The following is a 24942-nucleotide window of genomic DNA, read 5'->3' as shown; positions in this document are numbered from 1 at the left end:
TGGTATGAGAACCGCTCTCACGATAGCCGGAAGCGACAGCGGAGGAGGTGCCGGGATAGAGGCGGACCTCAAAACCTTCGCCTCCTTCGGTGTCCACGGGCTCGTGGCGGTAACATCGGTAACCGCCCAGAACACCCTTGAGGTGCGGGCGATCCACGATATCCCGCCCGAGGTGGTGGTGAGCCAGATAGAGGCCGTCGCAGACGACATCGGGGTCGATGCGGCAAAAACTGGAATGTTGAGCAACGCGGGAATAATAAAGGCCGTGGCAAAGACCGTCAAAAGGTACGGCTTTCCGCTCGTCGTCGACCCGGTGATGATAGCCAAGAGCGGCGCGGTTCTGCTCAGGGAGGATGCAATCGATGCCCTCGTGAGCCGGATAATTCCCCTCGCCACCGTTGTAACCCCCAACGTTCCAGAGGCGGAGCGTCTGACGGGGATCAAGATAAAAACACTCGAGGACGCTAAAAGGGCGGCCAAGCTTATCGTGGAGGAGCTCGGAGCGGGGGCGGCGGTGGTCAAAGGCGGCCACCTGAAGCTCGGTGAGGCCGTTGACGTGCTGTATTACGATGGCAGATTCAGGGAGTACCGGGCGGAGTTCGTGAAGGGGTGCACCCACGGAACCGGCTGCTCCTTCTCGGCTGCAATAGCGGCAAACCTCGCCAAGGGAAAACCCCTGGAGGAGGCCGTTGGGGAAGCTAAGAGGTTCATCACGATGGGCATCAGGTACGGGGTGAGCCTCGGCCGCGGACACTGCCCGGTAAACCAGAACGCGTGGAGGGACGTTCCCGCTTTGAAATGGAAGGTTTACGAGGAGCTGAACTCGGTGAGGAATGCCCTAAGCGGCGCTGAGAACGCGGTTCTTGTCTGCGCACTCCCACTGCCCTACGGTGCCGAGGGGGAAAACATTGCCGTTCTGAGGAACGGAGAAATAACCTTCGGCGCTCCGGAGGACATCGCCGGCATTTTGCTCCGGAGAATGCTGGAACGGTCAGAGTTCAGGTGTCTGCTGATTCACGATGGAGAACAGGTATTCGGAACCTCTCCGTGGGAGGTGGTGAAAAAGGTAGGGCTGTGAATTCCCACCGATACCCTTATTAGCGTTAAGGCTACCATCTTAATGGTGATTTTCATGAAAGACCCCTACGCCTGGATGGAAAACCTCGAAGATGAGCGGGTTCTCAGGCTCGTTGAGGAAGAGAACGAGCGCTTTAGGGAGTTCATTGGAGAGCTGAGCGACGAACTGTTTCCGGAGGTCTGGGAGTACTATTCAATGCCGACGCTCTACGGTGCGAAGCTCACCGAGAAGGGCATCATAGCGATGTACAAGGAGAGGGAAAGACAGCTCATCAGATGGCTCGGTGGCGATGTCATAGTTGACTCCAAAGCCCTTGAGGAGGAGCTCAACGACGAGATTCTGCTCCAGGGCTTCACCGCCGACGGGAAGGGAAGGTTTCTCGCCTACAGCTTCTCGATAGGCGGCGCCGACGAGGGGATAACCCGAATCATAGACCTCAAAACCGGAAAGCTCATCGACGAGATGAAGCCCTCAGTCTGGAACGTGACCTTCCTTGGGGACGGCTACTACTTCTCCCGCTTCTATCGGCACGGTGAAACGCCTGACGGGGTTAAGGCCCCTGCTGTGAGGCTCTTCTGGAAGGACGGCAGTGGGGAGAGGATGGTCTTCGGCGAGGGGCTCGGCTCCGGCTACTTCATCTCGCTGAGGAAGAGCGCCGACGGGGAAACGGCGATGGTAACTGTGACCTTCGGCTGGAACAGGGCGGAGATATACGTCGGGCCGGTAGGGGAGCCGGATAGGTGGGAGAAGGCATATTCAGCGGAGGTGCCCGCCGAGCCGATCGATGTAATCGACGGAAAGCTCTACGTCCTCACGAGGGAGGGGAAAGGCCTCGGAAAGGTCGTGGCAGTCCGAGACGGCGAAGTTACCGAGATTATTCCTGAAGGTGAATTCCCGCTAGAGTGGGCAATCATCGTGGACGGGAAAATACTCGCCGGCAGGCTCGTCCACGCGAGCTACCGCCTTGAGATCTATTCCTTGGACGGTGAAAAGCTGGATGAAGTGAAGTTCGACCTTCCGGGAAGCGCCCATCCCCTCGATACCGATGGAAAGAAGGCGCTCATAAGATACGAGAGCTTCACGGTTCCGTACAGGCTCTACGAGTTCGATGGGAAGCTTAAACTCGTAGAGGGGCAGGAGGTTGAAGGGGACTTCAAAGTCGAGGAGGACTTTGTGGTCTCAAAGGACGGGACGAGGGTTCACTACTTCCTCGTGAAGGGTGAGAGGGACGAGAAGAAGGCGTGGGTCTTCGGCTACGGCGGTTTCAACATAGCCCTAACCCCGAGGTTCTTCCCACAGGCGATACCCTTCATAAAGCGCGGCGGAACGTTTGCGATGGCCAACCTCCGCGGCGGTTCCGAGTACGGTGAGGAGTGGCATCGCGCCGGAATGAGGGAGAACAAGCAGAACGTCTTCGACGACTTCATAGCGGTTCTCGGCAAGCTCAAGGCCGAAGGTTATAGGGTTGCCGCGTGGGGCAGGAGCAACGGCGGACTTTTGGTCTCGGCAACGCTCACCCAGAGGCCGGACGTCATGGACGCTGCGCTGATAGGCTACCCCGTCATCGACATGCTTCGGTTCCACAAGCTCTACATTGGCAGCGTGTGGGTTCCCGAATACGGAAACCCCGACGACCCGAAGGACAGGGAGTTCCTGCTTAAGTACAGCCCGTACCACAACGTAAAGCCCGGCAAGTATCCGCCGACGCTCATCTATACCGGTCTCCACGACGACCGCGTTCACCCTGCGCACGCGCTCAAGTTCTTCATGATGATGAAGGAGGTAGGCGCTCCCGTCTACCTCCGCGTCGAGACCAAGAGCGGCCACATGGGTGCCTCACCCGAAACGAGGGCGAGGGAGCTGACCGACCTCGTGGCCTTCGTCATCAGGACGGTTTGATATCCCAACCATTTCCATTTTGTTCCGTGAAGCTCGAAAAGTTCTTATATCTAGGAATGAGAGTAATAAACTAGGGGCGGAATCATGTACGGCAAAAGGATATCAACGGGTATCCCAGGACTCGATGTCATGCTCAGGGGCGGTTTAATACCCGGAAGGACGTACCTGATAAAAGGTGCTCCCGGCACGGGTAAAACAACGCTCGCAATGCACTTCGCAATGGCGGGAATCGCCAACGGTGAGAACGTTCTCTACGTGACGCTCGAAGAGCCGGCCGAGAACCTTAGGGCGGACATGGCCAAGATGGGCTTTAGAATCAACGACAGCCGATTCACTCTGATAGATGCGACGCCGACCTCGGAGAGGTACGTCCTCGTGGAGGACTTCTTCGAGTCGTTCGCAGGCAGTCTGGAGAAGATGACAAACGCGATAAGGGAGCAGATAAGGGAGAGGCACTACACCAGGGTCGTGCTCGACCCCGTGACCATGCTGAAGCTCACCGCCTCCAACGAGATGGAGTACCGAAAGGCGTTCCTGGGGTTCATAAAATCAATGATGCGCATGAGGGCCACCGTCCTGATGACGTCCGAGCTCCAGAAGACCGACATCGAGGAGTACCTTGTCAGCGGGCTGATAGAGCTGAGGATGTTTGACATTCAGGGGACGCTCTACCGCGGACTGAAGATACTGAAGTTCAGGGGAAGCGGCTTCGATTCCAGCATGCGCCCCTACGAGATAACCGACAGGGGAATAGTCGTCCACCACGATCGCGTCATTTCACTACCCTGACGCCTCTATCATCGCCATTATCTTTCTGTGGAGCTGCTTTATCATCTCCCTTCTGTCCTCCATGAGGACCACGTCGCTTGAGCCTATCACCTCAAGGTTGAAGGCGAATGGACTTGGGAGTTCGTTGTGCTCGACCACCACCCTTATCCTTCCCTCCCGGACCCAGCCGAGGAAGAGTTCGGCAGCCTCAACATCCATCTTGTCCTCCATTATCTCGCGGTAGACCTCCTTGAGTAGCGGAAAGTTCGGGTGGTTCTCCTTGAGCACTTTGAGCAGTGCAACTGCCATAACCTGCTGTCTGCCGAGGCGCTTGCTCCTTCCAATGTACCTCCTAAGTATTAGCAGTCCACGGTTGGCGACGTGCCTGAAGCGCCTCTTGAGGAGCTCCGTGTTGTCGAGTGCCCTCTTGAGAGTCTCACGGAGGTCTTCAAGCTCGAAAAGCTGTTTTATCTCCTCTTCGCTCAACCTCTTCTCGGGCGGAAGGAGCAGGGCGAAGCCGTTGTCGTTTATCGCTATCCCAACGTTGCAGTTCTTCCACTTGCTCACGAGATAGGCGAAGGCCCTGCTCAGGGCGTCGTTCGCGCGCCTCCCGATGAGTGTGTGGAAGAAGTAGCGGTTGCGCTTCTCCCCGAGGACTTCCTCAACGAGAACCGTCTCGTCGTCCGGAACCGTTGAATACTTTGCCTGCTCGCGGAAATAAGTCAAAATCGCCTTAGCGGCCCTCTCGTCTATACCGTACTTCCTCATGAGCAGGCTCTTGGCGCGGCGGTTGTCCACTAAGCTGGCAACCTCTCTCCTAAAGCGCTGCACGTCGAGGGCAAGGTCAAAGCTGAGCGGAAGCATCTCCGAAAACCAGGCAGGAATTGTCGGTTTCGCCCCCTCGCGGGGAATCACGTAAATCTTGTTGCCCCTGCTTTTAACGAATTCATATGTTCTGCCCGCCAGGACGAAGATGTCGCCGGGCATCAGCCTTTCGGCAAACTCTTCCTCTACGGTTCCGATCATCTGCTTGTCCATGGTGTAAACCCTGATCTTTGCCTCGTCCGGTATCGTGCCTGTGTTCATGTAGTAGATGGCCCTCGTCATCTTGCCGCGCCTTCCGAAGCGGCCGTCTTCAAACCATATCTTGGCGTAAACCTTCCTCTCCTCTAAGCCAGCGTACTCCCCGGCGAGATAGCGGAGAACGCTCATGAAGTCTTCAAAGGGCAGGTCACGGTACGGATAAGCGCGCCTCACAAGCCTGTATGCGTCTTCAACGTTCCACACCTGATTGAGCGCCATCCCGAGGAGATGCTGGACGAGGACATCGAGGGGGTTCTTGGGAATCCTTATCCGGTCGAGCCTTCTGTTCCTCGCGTTGTGTGCCAAGACGATAACCTCGACCAGGTCGTCGCGATCGAGGGCGAGGATCACTCCTTTGCTGACGTCGTGGAGTCTGTGGCCAGCCCTGCCAATGCGCTGCAGAGCCCTGTTGACGCTCTTTGGCGAACCGATAAGGATTACAAGGTCAATTGTACCGATGTCAATTCCAAGCTCAAGGCTCGTCGAGGTGACAACCGCCTTAAGCTCCCCCCTCTTGAGCTTCTCCTCAACGTCCAACCGAACCTCCCTCGAAAGGCTTGAGTGATGTGCCTCTATCAACCCCTCGAACTCCGGATAGCGCTTTTTCAGATTGTAGGCGACCCTCTCAGCGCCGCTCCTCGTGTTTGTGAATATGAGCGTTGTCCTGTGCTCCCTGATGAGCTCCGCCAGGCGGCTGTACAGGGCATTGCTGAGTGTTCCGGCGTCCGTGTAAACGAGGTCGTCAACCACGCTCTCGACCCATATCTTCGTCTCCTTGGCGAAGCTGACGTCAACTATCAGGCCCGGCCTCGGCTTCCCATCGTCGTCAAAACCGAAGACGAACTTCGCGACCTCTTCGAGGGGGTGTATCGTCGCGCTCAGACCTATCCTCACGAACTCGTTCTCCGACCAGCTGGCGAGTCTCTCAACGCTGAGCGCGAGGTGGGTTCCCCTCTTATTCTCAGCTAACGCGTGAACCTCGTCTATGATGAGGTATTTGACCGTCTTGAGCCTCTCGCGGAACTTCGGGGCGTTCAGGGCTATGGCAAGGCTCTCGGGGGTTGTGATTAGTATATGCGGCGGCCTCCTCACCATCTTGCTCTTCTCGTAGCTCGATGTGTCGCTCGTCCTTATGCCCACCCTTATGTCCGGAATCTCGTAGCCGAGTTCCTTTGCCACCTCCTTTATCTCGGCCAAGGGGCCCTCAAGGTTCCTCTTGATGTCGTTGTTGAGCGCCCTCAGGGGGGAGACGTAGAGCACGTAGATTTTATCCTCAAGCTTCCCGGCCTTGGCCAAAAGTATCAGTTCGTTTATGGCCGCGAGAAAGGCCGAGAGCGTCTTTCCTGAACCGGTTGGAGATGAGATGAGCACGTTCTCGCCTTTGTGAATTTCAATAACCGCGTAGCGCTGCGGCGGTGTGAAGGTTCCAAACTTCCGCCTAAACCACTCCCTAACCGGCTCAGTAAGGATCTCGAATATCTCTTCATCCGTGTATTCCCTTTCGGCGTAGCGTATCCTTTCCTCGCTCATCGAAGGTTGGTTCGGTTTTCGATTTTTAAGCTATTCGGTTATCTTAACAAACTTTTTAAGTGCCAATTGAGAACTAAAATCGGTGGGAACATGGAATCCCTGAGGCGCGTCATAGAGGAGTTCAACAGGCTTCACGGAAGCGAGGCTCAAGCAAGGATATTGCGAGTTGATGGGGACGAGGTCATCATCGAGTTCTCCGGCTCCTTCTGCGCCACGTGCGGGCTCTATGACTACTTCGATGATATCAAGTGGGAAGCCTTGGACTTCGGCCTGGAAATCGAGCCCGTGGAGGTTTTGGAGGCCGAGGAAGACGAGTTCGAGCACGGCAGGTACGTAGTGAGGTACAGGATTGGGAATCCTTCTCCTTAGAACTCCCGGATAAAGATTAAAAGCTCCCTACCGGAATTCCCAACATGAACCCGCTCCTCCTTGGTCTCATCGTCATCTTCCTCTGGGACGGCTACTTTTTCTTCAATTACATAATTAGCCTTTTCCGCAATTACAGGATTAATGAATGGGAGCCCAAGGTGTCCATTATAATCCCCGCCTACAACGAGGGGGAGCGAGTTCTCAGAGCCATAGAATCGGCCCTTGCCCAGGATTACCCTGACTTTGAGGTCATAGTGGTCGATGACGGGAGCGAGGACAACACCTTTGAGGCCGCTTCATCTGTCACAAACGCCAGGTTGAAGGTTTACAGGGTGGAGCACGGCGGAAAGGCAAAGGCTTTGAACTTCGGCCTCTCGAAGGCTTCCGGCGAGGTTATAGTGACGACCGACGCGGACAGCCGTCTCGAACCCGATGCGGTTAAGGAGCTTGTGAGGCGCTTCTACTCAGATGAAGTCCTCGGTGTCGGCGGCCAGGTTCGCGTCGCTGGAGGCTCTTTCCTTGAGATGGCGCAGGACGCGGAACATCTCCGGATAGCGATGTTCCGCAGGGCCAAGGAGCTGGACGATCTGAGCCTCGCCCCTGGACCGATAGCTGCCTTCCGCAGGGAGGCCCTTGAGAGAATCGGCGGCTTCGTTGAGGACATCGTTGAGGATTATGCCACGACGAAGGCCGTTAAGGAGTTTGGGAAGGTTGTCTACGCTCCCCGCGCGAGGGTATGGACGAAGATGCCCAAGAGCCTTGCCGTCCTCTGGCGCCAGAGGAAGCGCTGGTTTCTCGGCGACCTGAAAAACCTCGGGGGAGGCTTCACGAAGGATTTGGCCTTTCTGCTCCTCTCCGATGTTGTGGCGTTTTTCGATGTGATAGTTCCCCCGCTTCTCCTGCTCACCGGCCAGTTCGAGCTCTTTGCCCTCTGGTGGTTCTTCGAGACCTTCACGATGCTTTTACCGACTCTCTTCGAGGGCGGAAGGCTGATAAACGCGCTCCTGTTTCCGATTATACTCTGGTTCTGGGCGGCCTTTTACCTTACTCTCCACGTCTACGGCTATCTCTCGGTGCTCCTCCGGAGGGTATGAGGGGGATACCGGGCGAAACCCTTTTAAGTGCTCACTTCCGTACTACATAGACTATATAGATTATGGGGCAACAAATAGACTATAGTGATGACGATGATAACGGCGCTCTTCATGGCGTGGGCGATAGGCGCAAACGACAGCGCAAAGGCCGTCGGAACGGCCGTTGGCTCAGGCGTACTCGGCTTCAAGAGAGCCGTGCTCATCATAGGGATATTCACCACTCTAGGGGTCTTCCTTGGAGGTTCCGGCGTTTCCGGAACGGTCTCCGGGCTCGCCGAGGGCATGTCCGCGGGCGAGGTCGGACTCGTCCTTTTCAGCGCCGCCTCTGCAGTAACCCTCGCGAGCCTCTGGGGAAGGCCGATCTCAACGACCCAGTCCATAATAGGCGGTCTCGTCGGAGCTTCCCTCGCCCTCGGACTGCCAGTTGACTGGTGGACGGTTGGCAGAATAGCATCGGCGTGGGTTCTCTCACCGATCGTCGCCGCTCTCTTCGCGGTGGCGGTCTACAGGCTCTACAAGCCTCTGCTGAGAAGGATAAAGTGTCTGCGGAACCTCGAGCTGACCCAGAAGTGGCTCGTCTTCACCGCGGCGGCATTTTCGGCCTTCAACCTCGGCGCCAACGAGCTTTCGAACGTGGCCGGAGTGATGGAAGGCCTCGGAATAGACGGTCCGTTTAAGCTCCTCCTGGCGCTTACCCTAACCCTGGGAGCGCTGACCTTCAGTTACGACGTGATGATGACGGTTGGAAGGGACATCTCGCCCCTCGGGCCAACCTCGGCCTTTTCAAGCCAGTTCGGGGCATCTCTGGCCGTCAGCGCGGCCAACCTGATAGGCCTGCCCGTCAGCTCGGGTCAGGCCATAGTTGGGGCCATAAGCGGTCTGGGCCTCTACAAGGGCGAGCGCGTGAACCTCAAACTCCTCGTGGGAATCGTGAAGGGCTGGGTAATCGCGCCGGTTTTCGCGGGTGCGATATCCTACGTTCTCATAACGTTCTTAGCTTAGGCTTTTAAACCCCCCACCGAAGGGCTTAGCGGTGTTGAGAGATGGTCGAGTTTAAGTTCGAGGTCAAGGCGAGAGACGCCGCCGGAAGGATAGGAAAGCTGACCGTTAACGGAAAAACGATAGAGACACCGGCGATAATGCCGGTCATCAACCCAAAGCAGCTGATAGTGACGCCGAGGGAACTCAAGGAGATGGGCTTTGGAATGGTGATCACCAACTCGTACATCATATACAAGACGCCCGAGCTCAGGGAGAAAGCCCTCGATGTGGGAATCCACAGGCTCCTCGACTACGACGGCATAATCGAGGTTGACTCCGGCTCCTTCCAGCTCATGCGCTACGGCGGCGTGGACGTTACGAACCGCGAAATTATCGAGTTTCAGGAGAGAATTGGCGTTGACATAGGCACATTCCTCGACATTCCGACTCCACCGGATGCTCCGAGGGAGAAAGCAGAGGAAGACCTTAGGATAACCCTCGAAAGGGCGAAGGAAGCCGAAGAGGTCAAGAACATCGCGATGAATGCCGCCGTTCAGGGTTCAACGTACCCGGATCTGAGAACCCACGCCGCGAGGGAGCTTAGCAAGATGAACTTCGAGATTCACCCGGTAGGGGCAGTCGTTCCGCTGATGGAGAGCTACCGCTATCGCGATTTGGTGGACGTTGTAATAGCCTCAAAACTCGGTTTAAGGCCCGACAGACCGGTTCACCTCTTCGGTGCAGGACACCCGATGATCTTCGCTTTAGCGGTCGCGATGGGAATCGACCTCTTCGACTCGGCGAGCTATGCCCTCTACGCAAAGGACGACCGCTACCTGACGCCCGAGGGCACCAAGAGGCTCGAAGAGCTTGAGTACTTTCCCTGCTCCTGCCCGGTCTGCTCCCGCTACACTCCGCAGGAGCTCCGCGAGATGCCGAAGGAAGAGAGAACGAGGCTTTTAGCTCTTCACAACCTCTGGGTGATCCGCGAGGAGCTCAACCGGGTCAAGCAGGCGATAAAGGAGGGAACACTCTGGGAGCTCGTCGATGAGCGTGCCCGCTCCCACCCGAAGATGTTCGCCGCCTACAAAAGACTGCTGGAGTACAGGGACTACCTTGAGAGGAACGAGCCGGTGACCAAGGCGAGTGCCTTCTTCAAGGTGAGCGAGGAAGCGATGAGCTGGCCGATCGTCCAGCGCGCCAAAGAGAGGGCCGAGCGTGTTGCTCAAAAATTCCCGGAGAGAGTAAACCACCCAATCTTCGGAGAGATTCCGAAGTACCTCAGCCTCAGCTATCCCTTCGCCCAGAGCGAGGGCGAGGAGGACTTCACCATAACCAAGCCCGCCAAGGGAGAAGCGAGGAGCTACATCATGGCCATAGCGGAGTACCAGTTCGGGGAAGGTGCCGGAGAAGCGTTCAAGGATGCCTTTGTCGAGCTTTCCCGGAAGACTGGCATGCCGAGGCAGATAAAGGCCAAAGGCAAGCACCTCGCGACCTTCAGGGCTGAGGACGGCCTTCTGACCCTCGGCATCGAAGGTGCCGGAAGGCTCCACGAGGTTCTGCCGTTCCCGAGGATGCGCGTTGTGGTTAACGAAGACGCGGAGCCCTTCGCGAGGAAGGGCAAGAACGTCTTCGCCAAGTTCGTGGTCGATGCCGACCCGGCTATACGGTCTTACGACGAGGTTCTGGTGGTGAACGAGAACGACGAACTCCTCGCGACCGGTCAGACTCTCCTCAACGGCGAGGAGCTGAAGACCTTCCAGAGCGGCCTCGCCGTGAAGGTTCGCAGGGGCGTCGGGAAGTAGAAAATTTTATAACATCCCCCCCTTCTCCTATTTCGGGCGGGCCCGTGGTCTAGATGGTTATGACGCCACCCTTACAAGGTGGAGGTCCGGGGTTCGAATCCCCGCGGGCCCACCAATACAAACTTCGCCTTCGCGAAGTTTGATCAAGGTCGGTGATTCCCTTCTAATATGCTTCCTTGAGAGGGTTTGCCTTTTTGAATGGGAGTTTGATAAGGTAATTCCAGTTTAAGTTGCTTTTTTGAGTGGGTTTACTTTCCCCGCGCTCCGTTGGAGCGCTTTAAGAGTTTAAACCCTTGTTTTAAGGCTTGTGAAATGTGAATTCCAGCTTAAAATGGCAGTTTGGTAGTGCAAACCATTTCCAGCTACACTTTTGGGGAAAAGAATCACAAACTTTGATAAACTCTATCGGGCAACTTTGCTGGACAAAGTTTCCTGTACTCTCAAACCCCCGCAGTGGGGCTTGGCTCCACGTTAGGAAACTTTGCCTGCGCAAAGTTTCATCAAAGTTGGCATGCCTTGTTGTGGTGGCGGGTTCTAACGAGGGTTTGTACTTTAACTTGCCTGTTTTGAGTGTGTTTTCTTGTTCTTAGCGCCCTTCGGGCGCTGACTTGGAGTAAAACACGCCTAAAGTGTTAGATTGTGTGGTAAACCCTATCCAAAATGCTCAATCAAGATGCATGCGGACTCTCACGTCCCTCTTTTGAATGGCCGAGACATTTTGGTCAAGCTTTGCGAAGCAAAGGTTGCTGGGGGGCTGACGCCCTCACTCCCCCGAAAACTTCACGTTTATGATGTTGAACTTCGCTCGATTTGACGCAATGAATCAGTTTCCACAATAACCAGTTTTTATCTCTGCAGTGCAAATTCAAGTACGGGGTCGGCTATGTGGTAGGTAATATTCCTGCCGTTGACATTTTTCTCTATAAACGAGGCCTTTAGGAGGGCGTCGAGGAGTCTTGCAAGGGTTGCATCCGTTATCTCGCGCTTTTCCGCTTTTTCGAGTTCCGTCTTCAACTCGCTCCAAGTGTTCCTTCCGCGGGCTATTGCATGGAGAATCGTCAAATATCGCTTTCTTGCGAGGGGTCTCTTCTCAAGGAAGCGGTCAAGCTCCCCCAAAGCCATCTTTGAAGCCTCTTCAAGAACTATATCTACCGTTTTTTTGCCCAGTCCTTCTCTGAGGGAGATTATCCCAAACTTAACGAGCCATCCAACTATGCCGTCAAGCCTGTTGACTGCATCTTCCAGAATTTCATCGGGGGCTTCTATCCCTGCCTGTTCAAAGCCTTTACGTAGAAAATCGATGCTCTGCTCTCTTGAGAACCGTGAAAGCTCTATCTCGTGAAAAACCCTCCCATAGAGGGGAGCAGTGGGGTCCTCAATACCTATGAATTCATAGAGCAGTCCAATCTCACTCCCGGTCAATATGAAGCTCGTCTCTCCGTAGTCATAGAAATGGGCTATTAATGAAGCCAGCTCCTTTCCAGCCGGCCCTCTAATCTCCTGAACCTCATCGAACGCTATTACAAACCCCTCGCTTTCAAGGGCAGAAATCAGGGAATACAACGTTTCGGGGTTTTTCCACGAGAGCGAGACTCCCACACCGGAGATCCTCACGCCGTCTATGAGCCTTATCTTGTCCTTCAATCTTTTGAGGAGGGGCGCGTTTTTCGAGAGGTATTCGTTGAGTGCCGCCTGAAAGCGGAGGTAGAGGTCGCGCCTTGAGTTGGGGTTCACTCCCCTAAGGTCAACTATAACGTGAGGGAGTTTCGCTTCGTTGAGGGCCACCCTTAGGAGGGAGGTCTTCCCAAGCCTGCGTATCCCTTTGAGCAGTATAAGGGGCTTCCGTGAGCTTATGGAGTTCAGTAGCTCTTCTAACTCCCTCTCCCTGTCATATAGGTCCTCTCTCCTGGCCTTGGGTCTCTCATCGAAGTACAAACTACCACCCCGATAGTATACTATCACCCCGATAGTTAAAAGGATTTAGGTTGGCCTCTTCTCCCCCTCCGGGAACTTCCAGTTTTTGGTTATCTTCGTCACGTTTCTCACGAGGGCTTTCTCCTCCGGGTGTCTTGAGACGAGCTCCTCGAGGAAGGAGATGAGTTCATCGTAGGCGGGCTTGTCTATCGGGAAGGGAACGCGGTCCTTGCCGCCGACGGCGTAGGTGAACTTGAACGGATCTGGCGGGTGAGTTACTGGATCCTTCCAGCTCGGGTGGACGTCGTAGACCAGCTCAAGGACGAGCGATAATGCTCTCAAAGTGCTCGGGCCGAGGCCCTTCAGAAGGAGGAACTCCTCGTAGTTATTCACGCTCAGCTCACGGGCGAATTCCAGGGCTTTTCTGTTCAGCTCGAACCTTCCGAGGCTCTCGTAGCGCTTCAGCAGAGAGACCTCATCGACGTCGCGGGGCTTGTAGTAAACGAGCGGACGGTAGCCTTTGGCTATGGCTTTCAGGCTCTCCAGCTCACGCTCTATCTTTCCCGGCTTTTCCTGCACCACGTCGAGGAGCGTCTTCTGGTACTCCCTCGACTCCTTCGAGACCGTGTTGAGGGCGAACTCCCTCTTAAGCCCGGAGATGGCCTTGTGGGGATCGAGGGTGAAGGTCTCAGCGTCGAACCAGTGGAAGCGCCTTGCCATCCTCTCGGCCTCGTTCATGCCCTGCTGTATCACCGCCCAGTTGCCCTCCTCATCGAGGAAGAAGACATGGTGGTAGAGCTGGTAGCCGGTCTGGAGGGCGACGGTGTCCACCTTCGCGACCAGCCTCGAGGTTCTCACGTACGGTTCTGGATCGAGTTCGTAAACTTCGGCTATGGTTTTCAGCTCCTCCGGTGTTGCCCGGCTCTTTTTGCCCTTCCCGCCTGCAGCTTTAACCCCCAGCTCCTCCCTCCAGAGGGCGTCCTTTATCATGCCAGCCGTCACTGTGGTTGAACCCGAGGAGTCCCAGTCCATTCCGATGACGTTGTTGAAGGCCTGGAACCAGACCGGGTCGGAGAGCCTTTCAAGGAGACCCTTCGTTCCGTACTCCTCGACCGCCAGAATCAGCACTAACCGGGTGAGCTTCCTCATCCTCTGGGCCAGCCACGCCGGAACGTGACCGCCGTGGAGGGGCAAATCCGCTACGTTTCTCATCGTTGGTTATTGGTCTCGAAACGATTTAACCTTTGCCCGGCACAACCTTTTTATCCCCTGGCGCGTTTCCCTCATCGTAAACCCACGGGAGGTATGCTCATGGGAGTTGAAAAGGTCCCGAAGTACGACATTCCCACCAAGAAGGTTGACTACGTTTTTATCGAGCTCGACAAGATGAAGCCCCACGAGCAGCTCGTTCAGAAGGAGCTTGAGGCCTTCATCGAGAGTGTTACCGGTAGTGGAATCTTCTGGAAGCCCATGCTCCTTGCCAAGGTTCCCGGTGAGGACATGTATCTCATCGTTGACGGTCACCACCGCTGGGCCGGCCTCCAGAAGCTCGGTGCCAAGAAGGCTCCGTCCGTCATCCTCGACTACTTCAGCGACGATGTCAAGGTCTACACCTGGTACCCGGCCTTCAAGGGAAGCCTCGAGGAGGTTCTCGAGAGGCTCAAGGCCGAGGGGCTCGAGGTCATCGAGGACCCGGAGGCCGAGGAGAAGGCCGAGAGGGGCGAGATAGCCTTTGCCCTCGTCGGCGAGAAGAGCTTCTCCATCCCCGGCGGACTCGAAGAGCAGAAGAAGGTCAGCAAGGTTCTCGACGAGATGAGCGTCGAGGGTAAAATCGAGCTCATCTACTACGGCCTCAAGGAAGACGCCAGGGAGGACATGGGTAAGGGCGAGATCGACTACGTCTTCATCAGGAAGGCCCCGAGCAAAGAAGAGGTCATGGAGCTCGTCAAGCGCGGCGAGGTCTACTCCCCGAAGACCACCAGGCACGTCCTGCCATTCAACCCGGACAAGATCGACGTCAAGCTTGAGGAGCTGTTCTGAAGGTTTTTAACTCCTTTTCCCTACTTTCTACGCCGATGACGAAGGATCAACCGGCTGAAGGATGATGACCAGTCCAGGAGGCCGAGGCATGCTCAAAGGATTGATATTCGACGTTGACGAGACCCTTGTTTACTACGAGGGCTACGACCACAGGGAATGGTATGAGAAGTGGGTTATGCCGGCCCTTCGGGAGCGAGGCATCGAGCTGGACTACGAGACCTACAGAAAGACCGTAACCGGCGAGCTGCCGAGGAGCTACATTGAGAGCTTCGGCATAAACCACGTGGAGTTCTGGAAAATTGTCGACGGCGTGAACCTTGAGTACCGCCGGTGGATGGCCGAACGGGGAAAAATACGGCCCTTCCCAGACGTTGATGCCCTTGGAGAGCTGAAGGCGATGGGTCTGAGGCTCGCCGCAGTGAGCAACGCCTCCCAGGAATGCACGGAGTTCGTTTTGAACCTCTTCGATCTGAGAAAACACTTCGAGGTTGTTTACGGAAAGGACTATTCAAATCTGGACGGCGTCAAGCCTAGCCCTTATCTCGTTGAAAAGGCCCTGAAAGCCCTCAATCTGAAGCCGAGGGAAGCGCTGATGATAGGCGACAGCCGTCACGATGTGCTCGCTGGAAAGCGCGCCGGCATGAAGGTGGTTAACGTAACTCGCTTTGATAAAATCGAGGGTGCCGACTACTACGTAAGTGACCTCCGGGAGCTTGTGGGGCTGGTAAGAAAAATGCTGTAGGCCCTCCAATATTACCACGGTTCATAAAAATCTCCGGCACTCTTAAATACTCCAAGGTAGTTATGTGCACTGTGGTGATTCATGGAGGCCATTGAATTTAAATGTGAGAGGTGCGGTGCGCCCCTCGAAGTATCCCCGGAAACCATCGTGGCCATCTGCCCGTACTGCGGTTTTCCGAACCACGTGAGTGGAAACCTGAAGACGGAGAACATCTATATCGTCCCGACCATCGATAAAAACGCCATAGCCAAGGCCTTCTGGGACCGCGTCAACAGGGACTTCGACCTCAAGCGCATGAAGGAGCAAATCGAGATAGTTGACATCGAAGGCCACTACGCCCCGTACTGGGTGGGCAGCGTTCACGTCGAGGGTGACGTCGAGTACATGGTGCGCGAGGAGGAGTGCCACACGGACTCGGAGGGCGAAACCCACTGCCATACCGTCGAGAGGCACTACCACGACTACGTTGACGAGGTTTTGAGCCTCATCGGCTCCGCGAGGAGGCAGATTAAGAGCTTCGGCGTTGATGACATCATCGTCCACTACTCGAGGGCAAAGCCCAAGGGGAAAAAGCTCCTTGAGCTGGACGAGGATCAGTGGGGAAAGATAAAGCTGGAGATACTCAACACTGAAATAGACGAGACTCAAGCGAAGATGATAATGCGCGAGGATGCGATAGACGTCATAAGGGACCGCTACTCAGCCAAGGCAGACAGGATAGAGCGTTTTGATATAACCGCCGATGAGCCCCAGAACGTTTCTCTGATTCTTCTGCCAATGTGGACCGTCTATTACAAGCATGAGAACTCGATATTCCATGCCGTCTTCGCCGGCTGGGACGGAAGGGACGTTGCCGCCACCGAGCCCATGCCCATCTGGAGGCGCGCCCAGTACATGGCCGGCGTCGTCCTTGGCGTCATCATAGGAGCGGCTGGAGCCGCCTACGGCGGTGCAAACGGCTCGGCTCTGGTTTCGGTGCTCTCGCTGATACTTGGAGCTGGAGCCAGCGGCTACTTCGGGTCGCTGGTCCTGGAGGGACAGAGAACCGAGAGGAGCACCGGCATCATGGGGCACTTTACGGGGGCGTTTAAGAGGTGATCGCCATGGAGGTTCAATGCCCAACCTGCTCGGCCAAGTTTAAGGTTCCAGACACCGTGAGCGTGGCAACGTGCCCCTACTGCGGAACGACCTTCAAGCTCGAAACGAGGGAGGAAGTAGGCGAACACTTCTTCTTCCCGCCGATGAGGAAGGACGCCGGGGGGGTTCTGCTCAAGTTTCTCTCCAGGCAGTACGGCGCTCCGGCGGACATAACCGGGGCGAAGATAACGAAAAAGGAGCTCCACTGGGTGCCGGTTTACTTCTTCTACCTCCACGGTAGGAGCACACGCTGGTCAACGATAGAGGAGGTTCGCTTCGTCGGAATCCCCGCAGGCTCACCCTTCCAGGGGATGCTCAAGGACTATCCGTTCCCGATAAGGGGCAAGCGCTTCTTCGATGAGGCAGTTGTCGGAAAGGGCAAGTACTACGAGCCCAAGATGTCCAGAGAGGAGGCCGAAGCGATGGCGAGGAGCATCATGGAGAGCGCCCTCAGAAGTGAAGCGAGCCAGGAGGACAAATCCCTCGGCGGCGTTGAGATTGAGGTGAAGTACCAGGGGCTCGTGCACTACCCCCTCTGGGAGGTTCACTACGAATACGGGGGGCAGAGCTTCGCGGGATACATTGACGGAACCGATGGGAGGGTTGTCCAGGCGGAGTATCCCCTCATGAGCGGTGCCAGAAAGAAGGCCAGCCTCCTGGGAGCAGGGGTTCTTGCGGCAGGGCTGGTAATTGGTATAATTGCGGCCGGTGTATACGGGAGCGCCTGGGGGCTCATAGGCGGGCTCATCCCCGGGGGAGCAGGGGCCTTCGGCATATTCCGGAAAGGTGCCGTCAAGAAGAGAAAGGTCAGTGAGGTTATGAGGCTCAACAAGGGCAACCTGTATTTCAAGCCTATGTGAGGTGTTGCTTATGGGGAAGGAAACTTCGATAGTTGAGAAGCTTGAGCTCGTAATTCCCGGCTTCCACGGCTACAAGAAGAAGGAGCTCATAAGGGAGGATGACAGGCTCGTCCGGGGCAAGGTGGCAGATACGCTCGCCCTCGCCAGGAGGGAGATGGAGCGTGCCCTTCAGAGGTGCGCCATGGTGGGCTGCGCCCAGATGGTTGCCATAGACAATCTGAGAAAGAAGCTCATGGCCCTTGAGAGCAGGGTAAGGCACGCGGAAGCCGGTTACCGCGGCTACTTCGACAGGGTGAAGTTCAAGGAGGAGGAGCTAAACAGGCTCCTGGAGTACGACGCCAAGATGATAGAGCTGGCGGAGGAGGTACTCAACGAGGTCAAGGCCCTGAACGGTCAGATAGCGAACCCTCAGGCCCTCGGCATGGCGGTTCTGAACCTTGATGACAAGCTCAACTCCTTCGAGGAGATTTTGAGCAAGAGGATGAGCTTCGCGGCGGGTGAGTGGGATGGTTCAGGTCATAGAATGGGTTAACCCCGGAGAGGACGAGATAATCTGGCGCTACCCCAACGAGGTCATAAAGTGGGGTGCCCAGCTGATAGTCCATGAGTACGAGGTTGCCGTCTTCATGCGCGACGGCAAAATCTACGATGTCCTCGGGCCGGGAAGGCATACGCTGACTACGCAGAACCTACCCCTCCTCTACAGGCTCGTCGGCGGTTCAAACAGTCCATTCAAAGCCACCGTAATCTTCGTCAGCATGAAGCAGTTCCAGGGGCGCTACGGTGGGGAGACGCAGACGAGAGAATTGGCGCCAGTCAAGTACTACGGCGTCTACTGGTTTAAAGTGGCAGACCCCGTGCTCTTCATCACCGAGGTCGTCGGCGGCCAGAGCCTCTACGACACGAGCGACGTCACCAAGTTCATCAGGGCATACTTCAACGAGGGCATGATGAAGCACCTCAGCGCTTACTCGATAGTTGACCTCTTCCAGAACCTCGACATGGTCAGCACGCAGGTAAAGGTCAAACTCATGGAGGACTTCCGCAGGCTCGGTCTTGAGCTGGTCGATGTCAAGATTGAGGGCGTCAACACCACCGACGAGTGGCGCCAGAGGCTCTTCTGGATAATGCAGACCGGCAACGCTCAGGCTGTCATGCAGATGGACACGGCAAAGCAGGTTGCCGCTGAGCTTGGAAAGAGCGAAGGCGCCGGCCTCGGCACGGGAATGGTGATAATGCCCCAGCTCCTCCAGCAACCTGCTCAGCCCGCACAGCCGGCCCAGCCCTACGCCGGTGGAGGCGTCCCGCCGGCCGGATATCAGAACCCACAGCAACCAGCCCAGCAGGCGGCTCCTGCGGCACAGCAACAGGAGATATGTCCTTATTGTGGCAAACCGATTCCACCGGGGGCGAGGTTCTGCCCCTACTGCGGCCATGAGATAAAGCGCTGCCCCAACGGGCACATAGTTCCGGAAGGGGCGAAGTTCTGCCCCGTCTGCGGTGCGAAGATTGAGTGAGGGTTTTAATTTTTACTCTTCTCCTTCAGATTTTAACGTCTTCTCGAGGCTCTCCCTCGCGATTTCCACCAGGTCTTCAGGGGTTAAAACCTCTATTCCTTCGGGCTCACGCTCAAGGACGTCTTCGCTCGGAACCACGAGCACTCTGCGGCAGTCGAAGCGGGAGAGCTTCTCCTCAATCTTCCGCAGCTCTTCCCTCTTCACCCGCTCCTTCCACTTGACCTCTCCAACCAGTTCGAGCCTGTTGAACCCCTGTAAAGCAACGTCAAGCTCAAGTTCCGGGAGCTCCACGCTGACCCTTCTCAGGCCGTAAGCCTTGGCCAGTAAGTCAGCTATAAAGTCCTCAACGTGCCTCGGGAGCTTGTAGTCTACCGCCTTTCTTATGAACTCCACAGACGTTTCAAGCTCCGTGTAGGCGTACTTGCCCTCAAGGTAGAAGTGCAGGTCGAGGAGGGGTGAGGCGTGCCTGTAAACGAACTTTTTGCGTCTCTTGCCCTGAACCAGGAACTTGCGCAGGATGCCCATCTTCGTGAGGATTGTGAGATACTTCTGGAGCGTCCCGGGGTTGTCCTTCTTCAGCAGGCCGCGGGAAAACAACGCTGAAGAAAGCTCAGTGCTCGTCCCCTTTCCGTTGGCGACTTCCATCATTATCCCGAGGTAAACCCTCGTCAGCTCGTGGCCTTCTTCATTGAAGGTCTCGCCAACGAGCTCGCTCACGAAGGAGCCGGAGGACGAAAAGAAGCCGGTTAAAAAGTCCCTCAGCGGGGGTTTGTAGGCAGGCACGAGCATGGGCTCTCTCAGGTAGGTGGACGCCTCTATCAGCTCCTTACCCTTCACTTCCTTCGACAGCTCCACCAGAATTTCGCGCTCGTCTATGAGTCCGATTTTCACGAGGAAAGCTATCCCGAGGAGAGGGCTTTCTCTCATCGAGAGCAGCCTTTGGGCGAGCCACATGGTTGAGGTTACGAGTATCACCTGACTGTCCTGCTCCGTGGAGTAGGCATGCAGGAGGTCGAGGAAGCCCTCGGGAAGGCGGTGGAACTCGTCGATGACGATTCTTCTCTTTTCTTTAACCAGCCTTGGAAAGAGCCTCATGAACTCCTGATAGGTCATTTTGTCGTTGCTCAGCCTGTCGTGGACAGTGCCGTCCTTGTTCACGAAGAAGAACTCGTCGTAGTCGAGGAAGTGCTCAACGAGGAAGGTCTTGCCCGTCTTTCTCCTTCCATAGAGCATCTTCCAGCCGGTGTATTTTAGGAGGGCACGTTCAATTCTTCGAGGAATTATTCTCATGAGAATAATTCTTGCAGGAATCGTTATAAAGGTTTCGGGCTTTGCTCATTTTGCCCTAGTGGTTTGAACTCTAATGCTCCATAGTTCCGTCTTTCCCAACTGCGGTGCGAAGATTGAGTGAGCTCTCTCGTTCACTTTTTTTAATCCCTTTACCCTCATACAAACCCAAGAGCGGCTGCTCGTATATGTTCTCCGAAGAATCTCTAGGGGTCCAGTTAGAGGAAAAAGAAGAGGTCAAACGCCGAACCTGTCTTCGATGTAGGCCCTGATGAGGTCCTTCGTCGCGAGCATACCCTTGACGTGCGTCCTCTCCATGCCGTGGCTTGCGTGGACGCCCTGGCCTATCAAAGCCACGCGAACGTCCCAGCCTGCCCTGAGCGCTGCCGAGCCGTCGGAGCCGTAGTAGGGGAAGACGTCTACGACGTGGGGAATCTCGTGCTTCTCGGCCAGCTCGATGAGTTTAGTCGTCATCTCGTAGTCGTACGGACCGCTCGAATCCTTGGCCGCTATCGATACCGCGGTTTCCTTGCCCGCGACGCCATCGCCGACGACGCCCATGTCGACGACGAGGAGCTCCTTCATGCTCCTTGGATAGCCTGCCGAACCGCCGTGCCCGACCTCCTCGTAGGGCGAGAAGAAGAACGCCACCGGGAGCTTTTCAAGGGTCTTGGCACCTAAATCGAGCATCAGGTCTATCATCACCGCGGCGCTCGCCTTGTCGTCGAGGAAGTGAGCTTTAACGAAGCCGTTGACGTACTCGAACTTCGGATCGAAGGCTATGAAGTCACCAGGCCTTATGCCGAGCTTCTCTGTGTCTTCCTTCTTCTCTACCAGCTCGTCCAGGCGGATGTACATGTTCTCCTCCTTGCGCTCCTTCTTTCCGGCCTCCTTGTTGACGTGGACGCTGGGGTTCTTGAGGAGAAGCGTTCCGCGGTACTTCTTCCCCGAGCGGGTGATTATCGTGCAGTACTCGCCCTCGAAGGCAGGAAGGTGGAGGCCGCCTACCCTCGTGAAGCTCAGGTGCCCGTTCGACAGGATCCCCTTAACCATCGCGCCGAGGGTGTCAACGTGGGCCGCTATGACGAGCTCCGGCTCCGGATGGTTGCCCGCTATCAGGGCACCCTTGTTGGTGAAGTAGGTTTTCACGCCGTTTTCGTTGAGGAGTCCAGCTATGTAGGCCATAACCTCTTTCGTGTAGCCCGTTGGGGACGGTATCTCTAAAATTTCCCTGAGAATCTCAATCATCCTTTCCATCGTGACCACCGTTAAAAGAAAGGTCGAAGGGTTAAAAAGGGCATCGGTCTCAGCCCATCAGCGCGCTGAGAACCATGAAGAGCCCTATGACGAGCAGGGTCAGCACGAAGGTGACGCTTATAGCCTCCTCGGCCTTCAGGCAGTACTGGGCTAGAATCGCGTTGGCCGCTATGGCCGGGGGCATCGAGGCCTCGACGAGGACCGAGTAGAAGACGCCCGGGGCCGCCCACCGGAGGGTGAGAAAAACAAAGGTGAATGGAATCGCTATCCTGAAGGCCCCGACCTCTGCGAGCTTGCGCCAGTCGAAACTCTTCAGCGTTATCCGCGAGCCGAAGTAGATGATAAGCAGGGGAATGCTGAGCCAGCCGACGGTTCTTATCGGCTCAAGGATTTGGGTAGGAAGATGAACGCCGGCTATGACAAGTGCAAGAGCGACGAGGTTCGCCACCGTCGGCGGGAACTTGAGGGCCTTGATGAAGCTGTCCTTAACGCTCGCGCCGCCGCTGGAGTAGTGGGCCGCTATGAAGGTGACGATTGGGATGACTATCATCGAGTTGGTCGTGGAGTAGAGTATGGCCGGCGTTATGTCGTCGAGGAAGAGGCTCGCTATCGGAAAGCCGAGGGCGGCCGTGTTGGGGTAGACTGAGAGAACCATCAGCGCACCGGCCCAGGGGTCGTTCTTAAGGACGACACGGCCGTAGATGTACGAAAACCCGAGGCTTATCGAGATTATCAGGAAGACGTAGAGGAAGACAGTCTTTATGCTCAGGAGGTAGTTCAGGTCCTTGCTCGCCACGTTTCCGAAGATGAACAGGGCGAGGAGAAAGTCGTTCACAAGGATTCGGAGGTAGTTGAAGGGTTTCTCCGATTTAACCAGCCTCTTGAGGACGTAGCCGACCGCTATGAGGGCGAGCATCTCGGCGATGTTCATGGAGTAGACTGGGGTTTAAGCGTTAAAACGTTTTTGGCATCCGAACCGATAAACTTTTATATACCTAGTGCACTAGTTAGGTACAGAAAAATGTACTACAAAAATCTGTACCTGGTGGTACCATGGAGAACGACCTGAAGGTTCAGCTCGAAGAGCTGAAAAAGAGGCTGGAGGTGCTGGAGGAAAGCATTGACCCCGTTGATGAGGTCATGCTCTCGATAAAGGCCCGCCTCAGGAGAAAGCTCGAAGGCGGAAGCCTGCCCGAGATAGACGAGGAGAGAGCTGCGAAAACCCTCAAGGCCCTCGCCAACCCGGACAGGATAAGGATCCTGAAGATGCTTTCCGAGGGGCCGATGGGCTTCAAAGAGATAAAGGATGCCCTTGGGGTGGAAAGCCCCACCGTTTCCCACCACCTGAAGCTCCTGGTGAAAACCCGGATGGTGAGAAAGGGAGAAAGGTACGAAATATCGCCCGACGGACGTCTCTTTTTGCGCTTGCTTGAGATAATAACTGCCCTTGAGGAGGTGGAAGAATGAGTTTTGGTTGGAAGTATCGGGCCGTTCCTCATGAAGGTCCAAGGTTCAGGATAGCGGAGTACATCAAAGCCCTCACGGCGATACTGCTCATCGTCTGGCTGTTCAAGGGGCCGCTGAGGCTTGAGGCCTACAACGACCAGCTGGTCTACGCCATCGTGGCGCTCCTGTTTGCATTTGAGCTGCTCTCGGTTGGCAAGTGGTTCGGGGTGACGATAAGCGGAATAGTCTTCGCTCTAGCCAAGGGCTTCTTCTGGACGAGCGTCTTCCTGTTTTTCGGAGGGTGGCTGGGAATGTCCGAGACTCTTCACGACTACTCGGGAACGGCCTTCGCTTACGCAGTTGTCCTCGTCATAGCGGGAATCCTGCTGGCGAAGTTCGATGAGAGGAGACTCGACATCAAAGTTGAAGGCAAGGCATACGAGTTCGAAGGCGCCGATTTCGGCGGGGTGAGGCTCAAGGGGACCGGCAAGGCCTATCCCGTGAAGTTCGGAAGGAAGAACGTTGCCTGGGTGATAGATGGAGAGGTAACGGTCGAGGCTGACACGCCGCTCGGAAGGATAACGAAGAGGCTCCTCAGCCCGGTCATCGTGTGGACCGAGGAGAAGATAGCCGGGCGGAAGACCTCCGCGGATCCCGGCTTTGTCTCAAGGGTGAACGACCTCGTGAACCCAGAGAGGCTCTACCAGAAGGGCAAGAGGGACAGCGTGGTTGACCTGGGATTCATCAAGGTCTACGAGGGCGAAGGCTTCGAGTACGTGAAGCTGCCCTTCATCGAGGTCATAGAGACGCCCAGCGGTGAGGAGGTCAAGATAGGCCCGATGAGGTTCCGCGAGGGCAACCCCGAGATGCCCCCAGCGGACATGCTGACCATCAGGGAGCTCCGCAACGGCTTCCAGCTGACCAGGGTTGGGGACAGGCTGAAGATTCAGACGGACGAGTACTCCATCGAGGTCGACGGTGAGAGAGTAACCTACAGGAGCGGAAACGAGAGCCTCAGCCTTGGCGAGACTGTATCCCTGCGCTCGGGCGACGTCTCGGTCAGCGTTGGCAGAGGGAGAGCCAAGATACGCATAGAGGACGTCGTAATCTCCGCCAGAGACGGCACGGTTCGCATAAGGACCGGTGGCAAAACGTACACAATAGAGAACGGCGACGCCTACAGGCTGGTGGTCAGGAAGGCGAAGGAGATAGTGGAAGAGCAGAGCGCCGAGCTGATAGAGGGCCTCGGCATAGACAGAACCCTGCTCAACAGGCGCGTGAAGGAGCTCCTCGACGAGCTGACTGCCTATCTGGGGTGAGCGGGATGGAGACCGCGGCAATCTCAACGGCTCCCGATACCATCACAATCGCCGATGGGCGGGAGGAAGGCCGCGAAACTAGGGTGGGACACGAGAGGCCCCTTTTCGATTTTGAATTTCATCCGCTGGAGGGTTTGATATGATATTTGAAAACGTCCGGGAAGTTGATATAAAGGCCACCAACGGCCAGATCGAGATCGAGGGATGGGAAAACGACTACGTTGAGGTGAACTACACCGTACACGGCGAGGTAAACGTTGAAGTCGAGCAAAAGGGAAGCAGGCTCGTCATCAAGGAGGAGCCGAAGAAAAAGTTCCTGAACCTGCTCAGGGAGAACGGTTGGGCTGAGATAGAGGTGAAGGTTCCGCGGAGCGTCCCGGTGAGCGCGAAGAACGTGAACGGCGAGCTTAAGGCCAGGGGTGTGCGCTTTGAGGAAGTCACGACGGTTAACGGCGAGATAGGCCTGAAGGACTGCGAGGCCGAAAAACTGGGCACGGTGAACGGTGAGATAAGGGCCAACCTAACGGTTGCCGGCCCCCTGAAGGCCTCCACAGTGAACGGTGAAATCGAGCTCACCATCGAGGAGCTCGAGGGGGACGTCGAGGTAAGTTGCGTCAACGGTGACATCGTGCTTCGCCTGACAGAGTTCTGCGATGCCAGGATAGTCAGCAAAAGGGTCAATGGAGACGTCAAGCTGGTCGGCATAAACCCTGACGACCCCGTTATAGGGACGGGTGAGTTTGAGGTCAGGGCCAGCACTGTGAACGGCGACGTGAGGGTCGAGCTGATTTGATTCTTTGACTCTTTAATTACTCA

23 protein-coding genes and 1 tRNA gene are annotated in these 24942 nt (G+C 56.1%); 18 read left to right on the top strand and 6 right to left on the bottom strand.

The genetic code is table 11. The features are described 5' to 3' along the window. Positions 1–4 precede the first annotated feature (4 nt). The 3 genes from thiD to A3L10_RS02790 all read left to right on the top strand — a co-directional run bounded on the left by thiD (position 5) and on the right by A3L10_RS02790 (position 3766). Positions 5–1078, top strand: a complete 1074-nt coding sequence (gene thiD / locus A3L10_RS02800; protein WP_088866303.1) for a bifunctional hydroxymethylpyrimidine kinase/phosphomethylpyrimidine kinase — start codon at positions 5–7, stop codon at positions 1076–1078. A 54-nt stretch (positions 1079–1132) separates the two neighbouring features. After that, positions 1133–2977: a prolyl oligopeptidase family serine peptidase gene (locus A3L10_RS02795; RefSeq protein WP_088866302.1), complete on the top strand. Its 1845-nt coding sequence runs from the start codon at positions 1133–1135 to the stop codon at positions 2975–2977. A gap of 84 nt (positions 2978–3061) precedes the next feature. Further along, the gene (locus A3L10_RS02790; protein WP_088866301.1) at positions 3062–3766 is read left to right on the top strand and encodes an RAD55 family ATPase; all 705 of its coding nucleotides are present in this window, start codon (positions 3062–3064) and stop codon (positions 3764–3766) included. On the opposite strand, the gene A3L10_RS02785 is transcribed toward A3L10_RS02790, so the two are convergent. After that, positions 3758–6358 (bottom strand): ATP-dependent helicase, encoded by a 2601-nt coding sequence (locus A3L10_RS02785; RefSeq protein WP_088866300.1) that lies wholly within the window; start codon positions 6356–6358, stop codon positions 3758–3760. The two genes, A3L10_RS02790 and A3L10_RS02785, sit on opposite strands and share 9 nt — an antisense overlap. 90 nt (positions 6359–6448) lie before the next feature. Between A3L10_RS02785 and A3L10_RS02780 the strand changes: the two genes are divergently transcribed. From A3L10_RS02780 to A3L10_RS02760, 5 genes are all read left to right on the top strand, one after another. Next, positions 6449–6727 carry a hypothetical protein gene (locus A3L10_RS02780; protein WP_088866299.1) on the top strand — a complete coding sequence of 93 codons (279 nt, stop codon included), beginning with the start codon at positions 6449–6451 and terminating at the stop codon, positions 6725–6727. Between the two features lie 44 nt (positions 6728–6771). Next, entirely contained in the window at positions 6772–7821 is a 1050-nt protein-coding gene (locus A3L10_RS02775; RefSeq protein WP_088866298.1) for a glycosyltransferase, read from the top strand. A 93-nt stretch (positions 7822–7914) separates the two neighbouring features. Beyond that, positions 7915–8823, top strand: a complete 909-nt coding sequence (locus A3L10_RS02770) for an inorganic phosphate transporter (RefSeq protein ID WP_088866297.1) — start codon at positions 7915–7917, stop codon at positions 8821–8823. Positions 8824–8864: 41 nt separating this feature from the next. Next, complete coding sequence (tgtA, locus tag A3L10_RS02765; protein WP_088866296.1) at positions 8865–10607, top strand: tRNA guanosine(15) transglycosylase TgtA; 1743 nt, start codon at positions 8865–8867, stop codon at positions 10605–10607. A gap of 38 nt (positions 10608–10645) precedes the next feature. Then, positions 10646–10722: transfer RNA gene (locus A3L10_RS02760), tRNA-Val, on the top strand. Between the two features lie 731 nt (positions 10723–11453). On the opposite strand, the gene A3L10_RS02755 is transcribed toward A3L10_RS02760, so the two are convergent. Together A3L10_RS02755 and A3L10_RS02750 are read right to left on the bottom strand one after the other, a co-directional pair. Next, positions 11454–12542 carry an AAA family ATPase gene (locus A3L10_RS02755; RefSeq protein WP_088866295.1) on the bottom strand — a complete coding sequence of 363 codons (1089 nt, stop codon included), beginning with the start codon at positions 12540–12542 and terminating at the stop codon, positions 11454–11456. Positions 12543–12587: 45 nt separating this feature from the next. After that, positions 12588–13733, bottom strand: a complete 1146-nt coding sequence (locus tag A3L10_RS02750; protein ID WP_088866294.1) for a DUF763 domain-containing protein — start codon at positions 13731–13733, stop codon at positions 12588–12590. A gap of 99 nt (positions 13734–13832) precedes the next feature. Between A3L10_RS02750 and serK the strand changes: the two genes are divergently transcribed. From serK to A3L10_RS02720, 6 genes are all read left to right on the top strand, one after another. Further along, positions 13833–14561 carry an L-serine kinase SerK gene (serK, locus tag A3L10_RS02745; RefSeq protein WP_088866293.1) on the top strand — a complete coding sequence of 243 codons (729 nt, stop codon included), beginning with the start codon at positions 13833–13835 and terminating at the stop codon, positions 14559–14561. A gap of 88 nt (positions 14562–14649) precedes the next feature. Beyond that, positions 14650–15303: an HAD family hydrolase gene (locus tag A3L10_RS02740; protein WP_088866292.1), complete on the top strand. Its 654-nt coding sequence runs from the start codon at positions 14650–14652 to the stop codon at positions 15301–15303. Between the two features lie 81 nt (positions 15304–15384). Further along, positions 15385–16401, top strand: coding sequence for a hypothetical protein (locus A3L10_RS02735; RefSeq protein ID WP_088866291.1), 1017 nt, complete (start codon positions 15385–15387; stop codon positions 16399–16401). A gap of 5 nt (positions 16402–16406) precedes the next feature. Further along, positions 16407–17300 (top strand): hypothetical protein, encoded by an 894-nt coding sequence (locus A3L10_RS02730; protein ID WP_088866290.1) that lies wholly within the window; start codon positions 16407–16409, stop codon positions 17298–17300. A 10-nt stretch (positions 17301–17310) separates the two neighbouring features. Then, on the top strand, positions 17311–17832 hold the full coding sequence (locus A3L10_RS02725; RefSeq protein WP_088866289.1) for a hypothetical protein: 522 nt from the start codon (positions 17311–17313) through the stop codon (positions 17830–17832). Further along, positions 17807–18817, top strand: a complete 1011-nt coding sequence (locus tag A3L10_RS02720) for an SPFH domain-containing protein (protein ID WP_088866288.1) — start codon at positions 17807–17809, stop codon at positions 18815–18817. Before A3L10_RS02725 ends, A3L10_RS02720 begins: the two co-directional genes overlap by 26 nt. Before the next feature lie 12 nt (positions 18818–18829). Here the strand turns inward: A3L10_RS02720 and A3L10_RS02715 are convergent, their stop codons facing one another. The 3 genes from A3L10_RS02715 to A3L10_RS02705 form a co-directional block, all read right to left on the bottom strand. Further along, a complete protein-coding gene (locus tag A3L10_RS02715) occupies positions 18830–20107 on the bottom strand; it encodes an AAA family ATPase (protein WP_088866287.1) in 1278 nt (425 codons plus the stop codon). Positions 20108–20341: 234 nt separating this feature from the next. Beyond that, a complete protein-coding gene (locus tag A3L10_RS02710) occupies positions 20342–21361 on the bottom strand; it encodes a M42 family metallopeptidase (protein WP_088866286.1) in 1020 nt (339 codons plus the stop codon). 49 nt (positions 21362–21410) lie between these two features. Continuing rightward, positions 21411–22292, bottom strand: coding sequence for an AEC family transporter (locus tag A3L10_RS02705; RefSeq protein WP_088866285.1), 882 nt, complete (start codon positions 22290–22292; stop codon positions 21411–21413). A gap of 122 nt (positions 22293–22414) precedes the next feature. On the opposite strand from A3L10_RS02705, the gene A3L10_RS02700 reads away from it, so the two are divergent. The 4 genes from A3L10_RS02700 to A3L10_RS02690 are packed head-to-tail and all read left to right on the top strand — an operon-like array spanning position 22415 to position 24919. After that, a complete protein-coding gene (locus tag A3L10_RS02700; protein ID WP_014011957.1) occupies positions 22415–22828 on the top strand; it encodes an ArsR/SmtB family transcription factor in 414 nt (137 codons plus the stop codon). Beyond that, the gene (locus tag A3L10_RS02695) at positions 22825–24126 is read left to right on the top strand and encodes a hypothetical protein (RefSeq protein ID WP_088866284.1); all 1302 of its coding nucleotides are present in this window, start codon (positions 22825–22827) and stop codon (positions 24124–24126) included. Before A3L10_RS02700 ends, A3L10_RS02695 begins: the two co-directional genes overlap by 4 nt. Positions 24127–24131: 5 nt before the next feature. Continuing rightward, complete coding sequence (locus A3L10_RS10290; RefSeq protein WP_157726873.1) at positions 24132–24269, top strand: hypothetical protein; 138 nt, start codon at positions 24132–24134, stop codon at positions 24267–24269. Continuing rightward, positions 24266–24919, top strand: a complete 654-nt coding sequence (locus tag A3L10_RS02690; RefSeq protein WP_088866283.1) for a DUF4097 family beta strand repeat-containing protein — start codon at positions 24266–24268, stop codon at positions 24917–24919. Before A3L10_RS10290 ends, A3L10_RS02690 begins: the two co-directional genes overlap by 4 nt. Positions 24920–24942 lie beyond the last annotated feature (23 nt).

It is taken from the genome of Thermococcus radiotolerans (genome assembly GCF_002214565.1).
GTDB classification, from domain to species: Archaea; Methanobacteriota_B; Thermococci; order Thermococcales; family Thermococcaceae; genus Thermococcus; species Thermococcus radiotolerans.
Note: the sequence above shows the minus strand (reverse complement) of the source record. Positions and strands in the feature narration are given on the sequence as shown.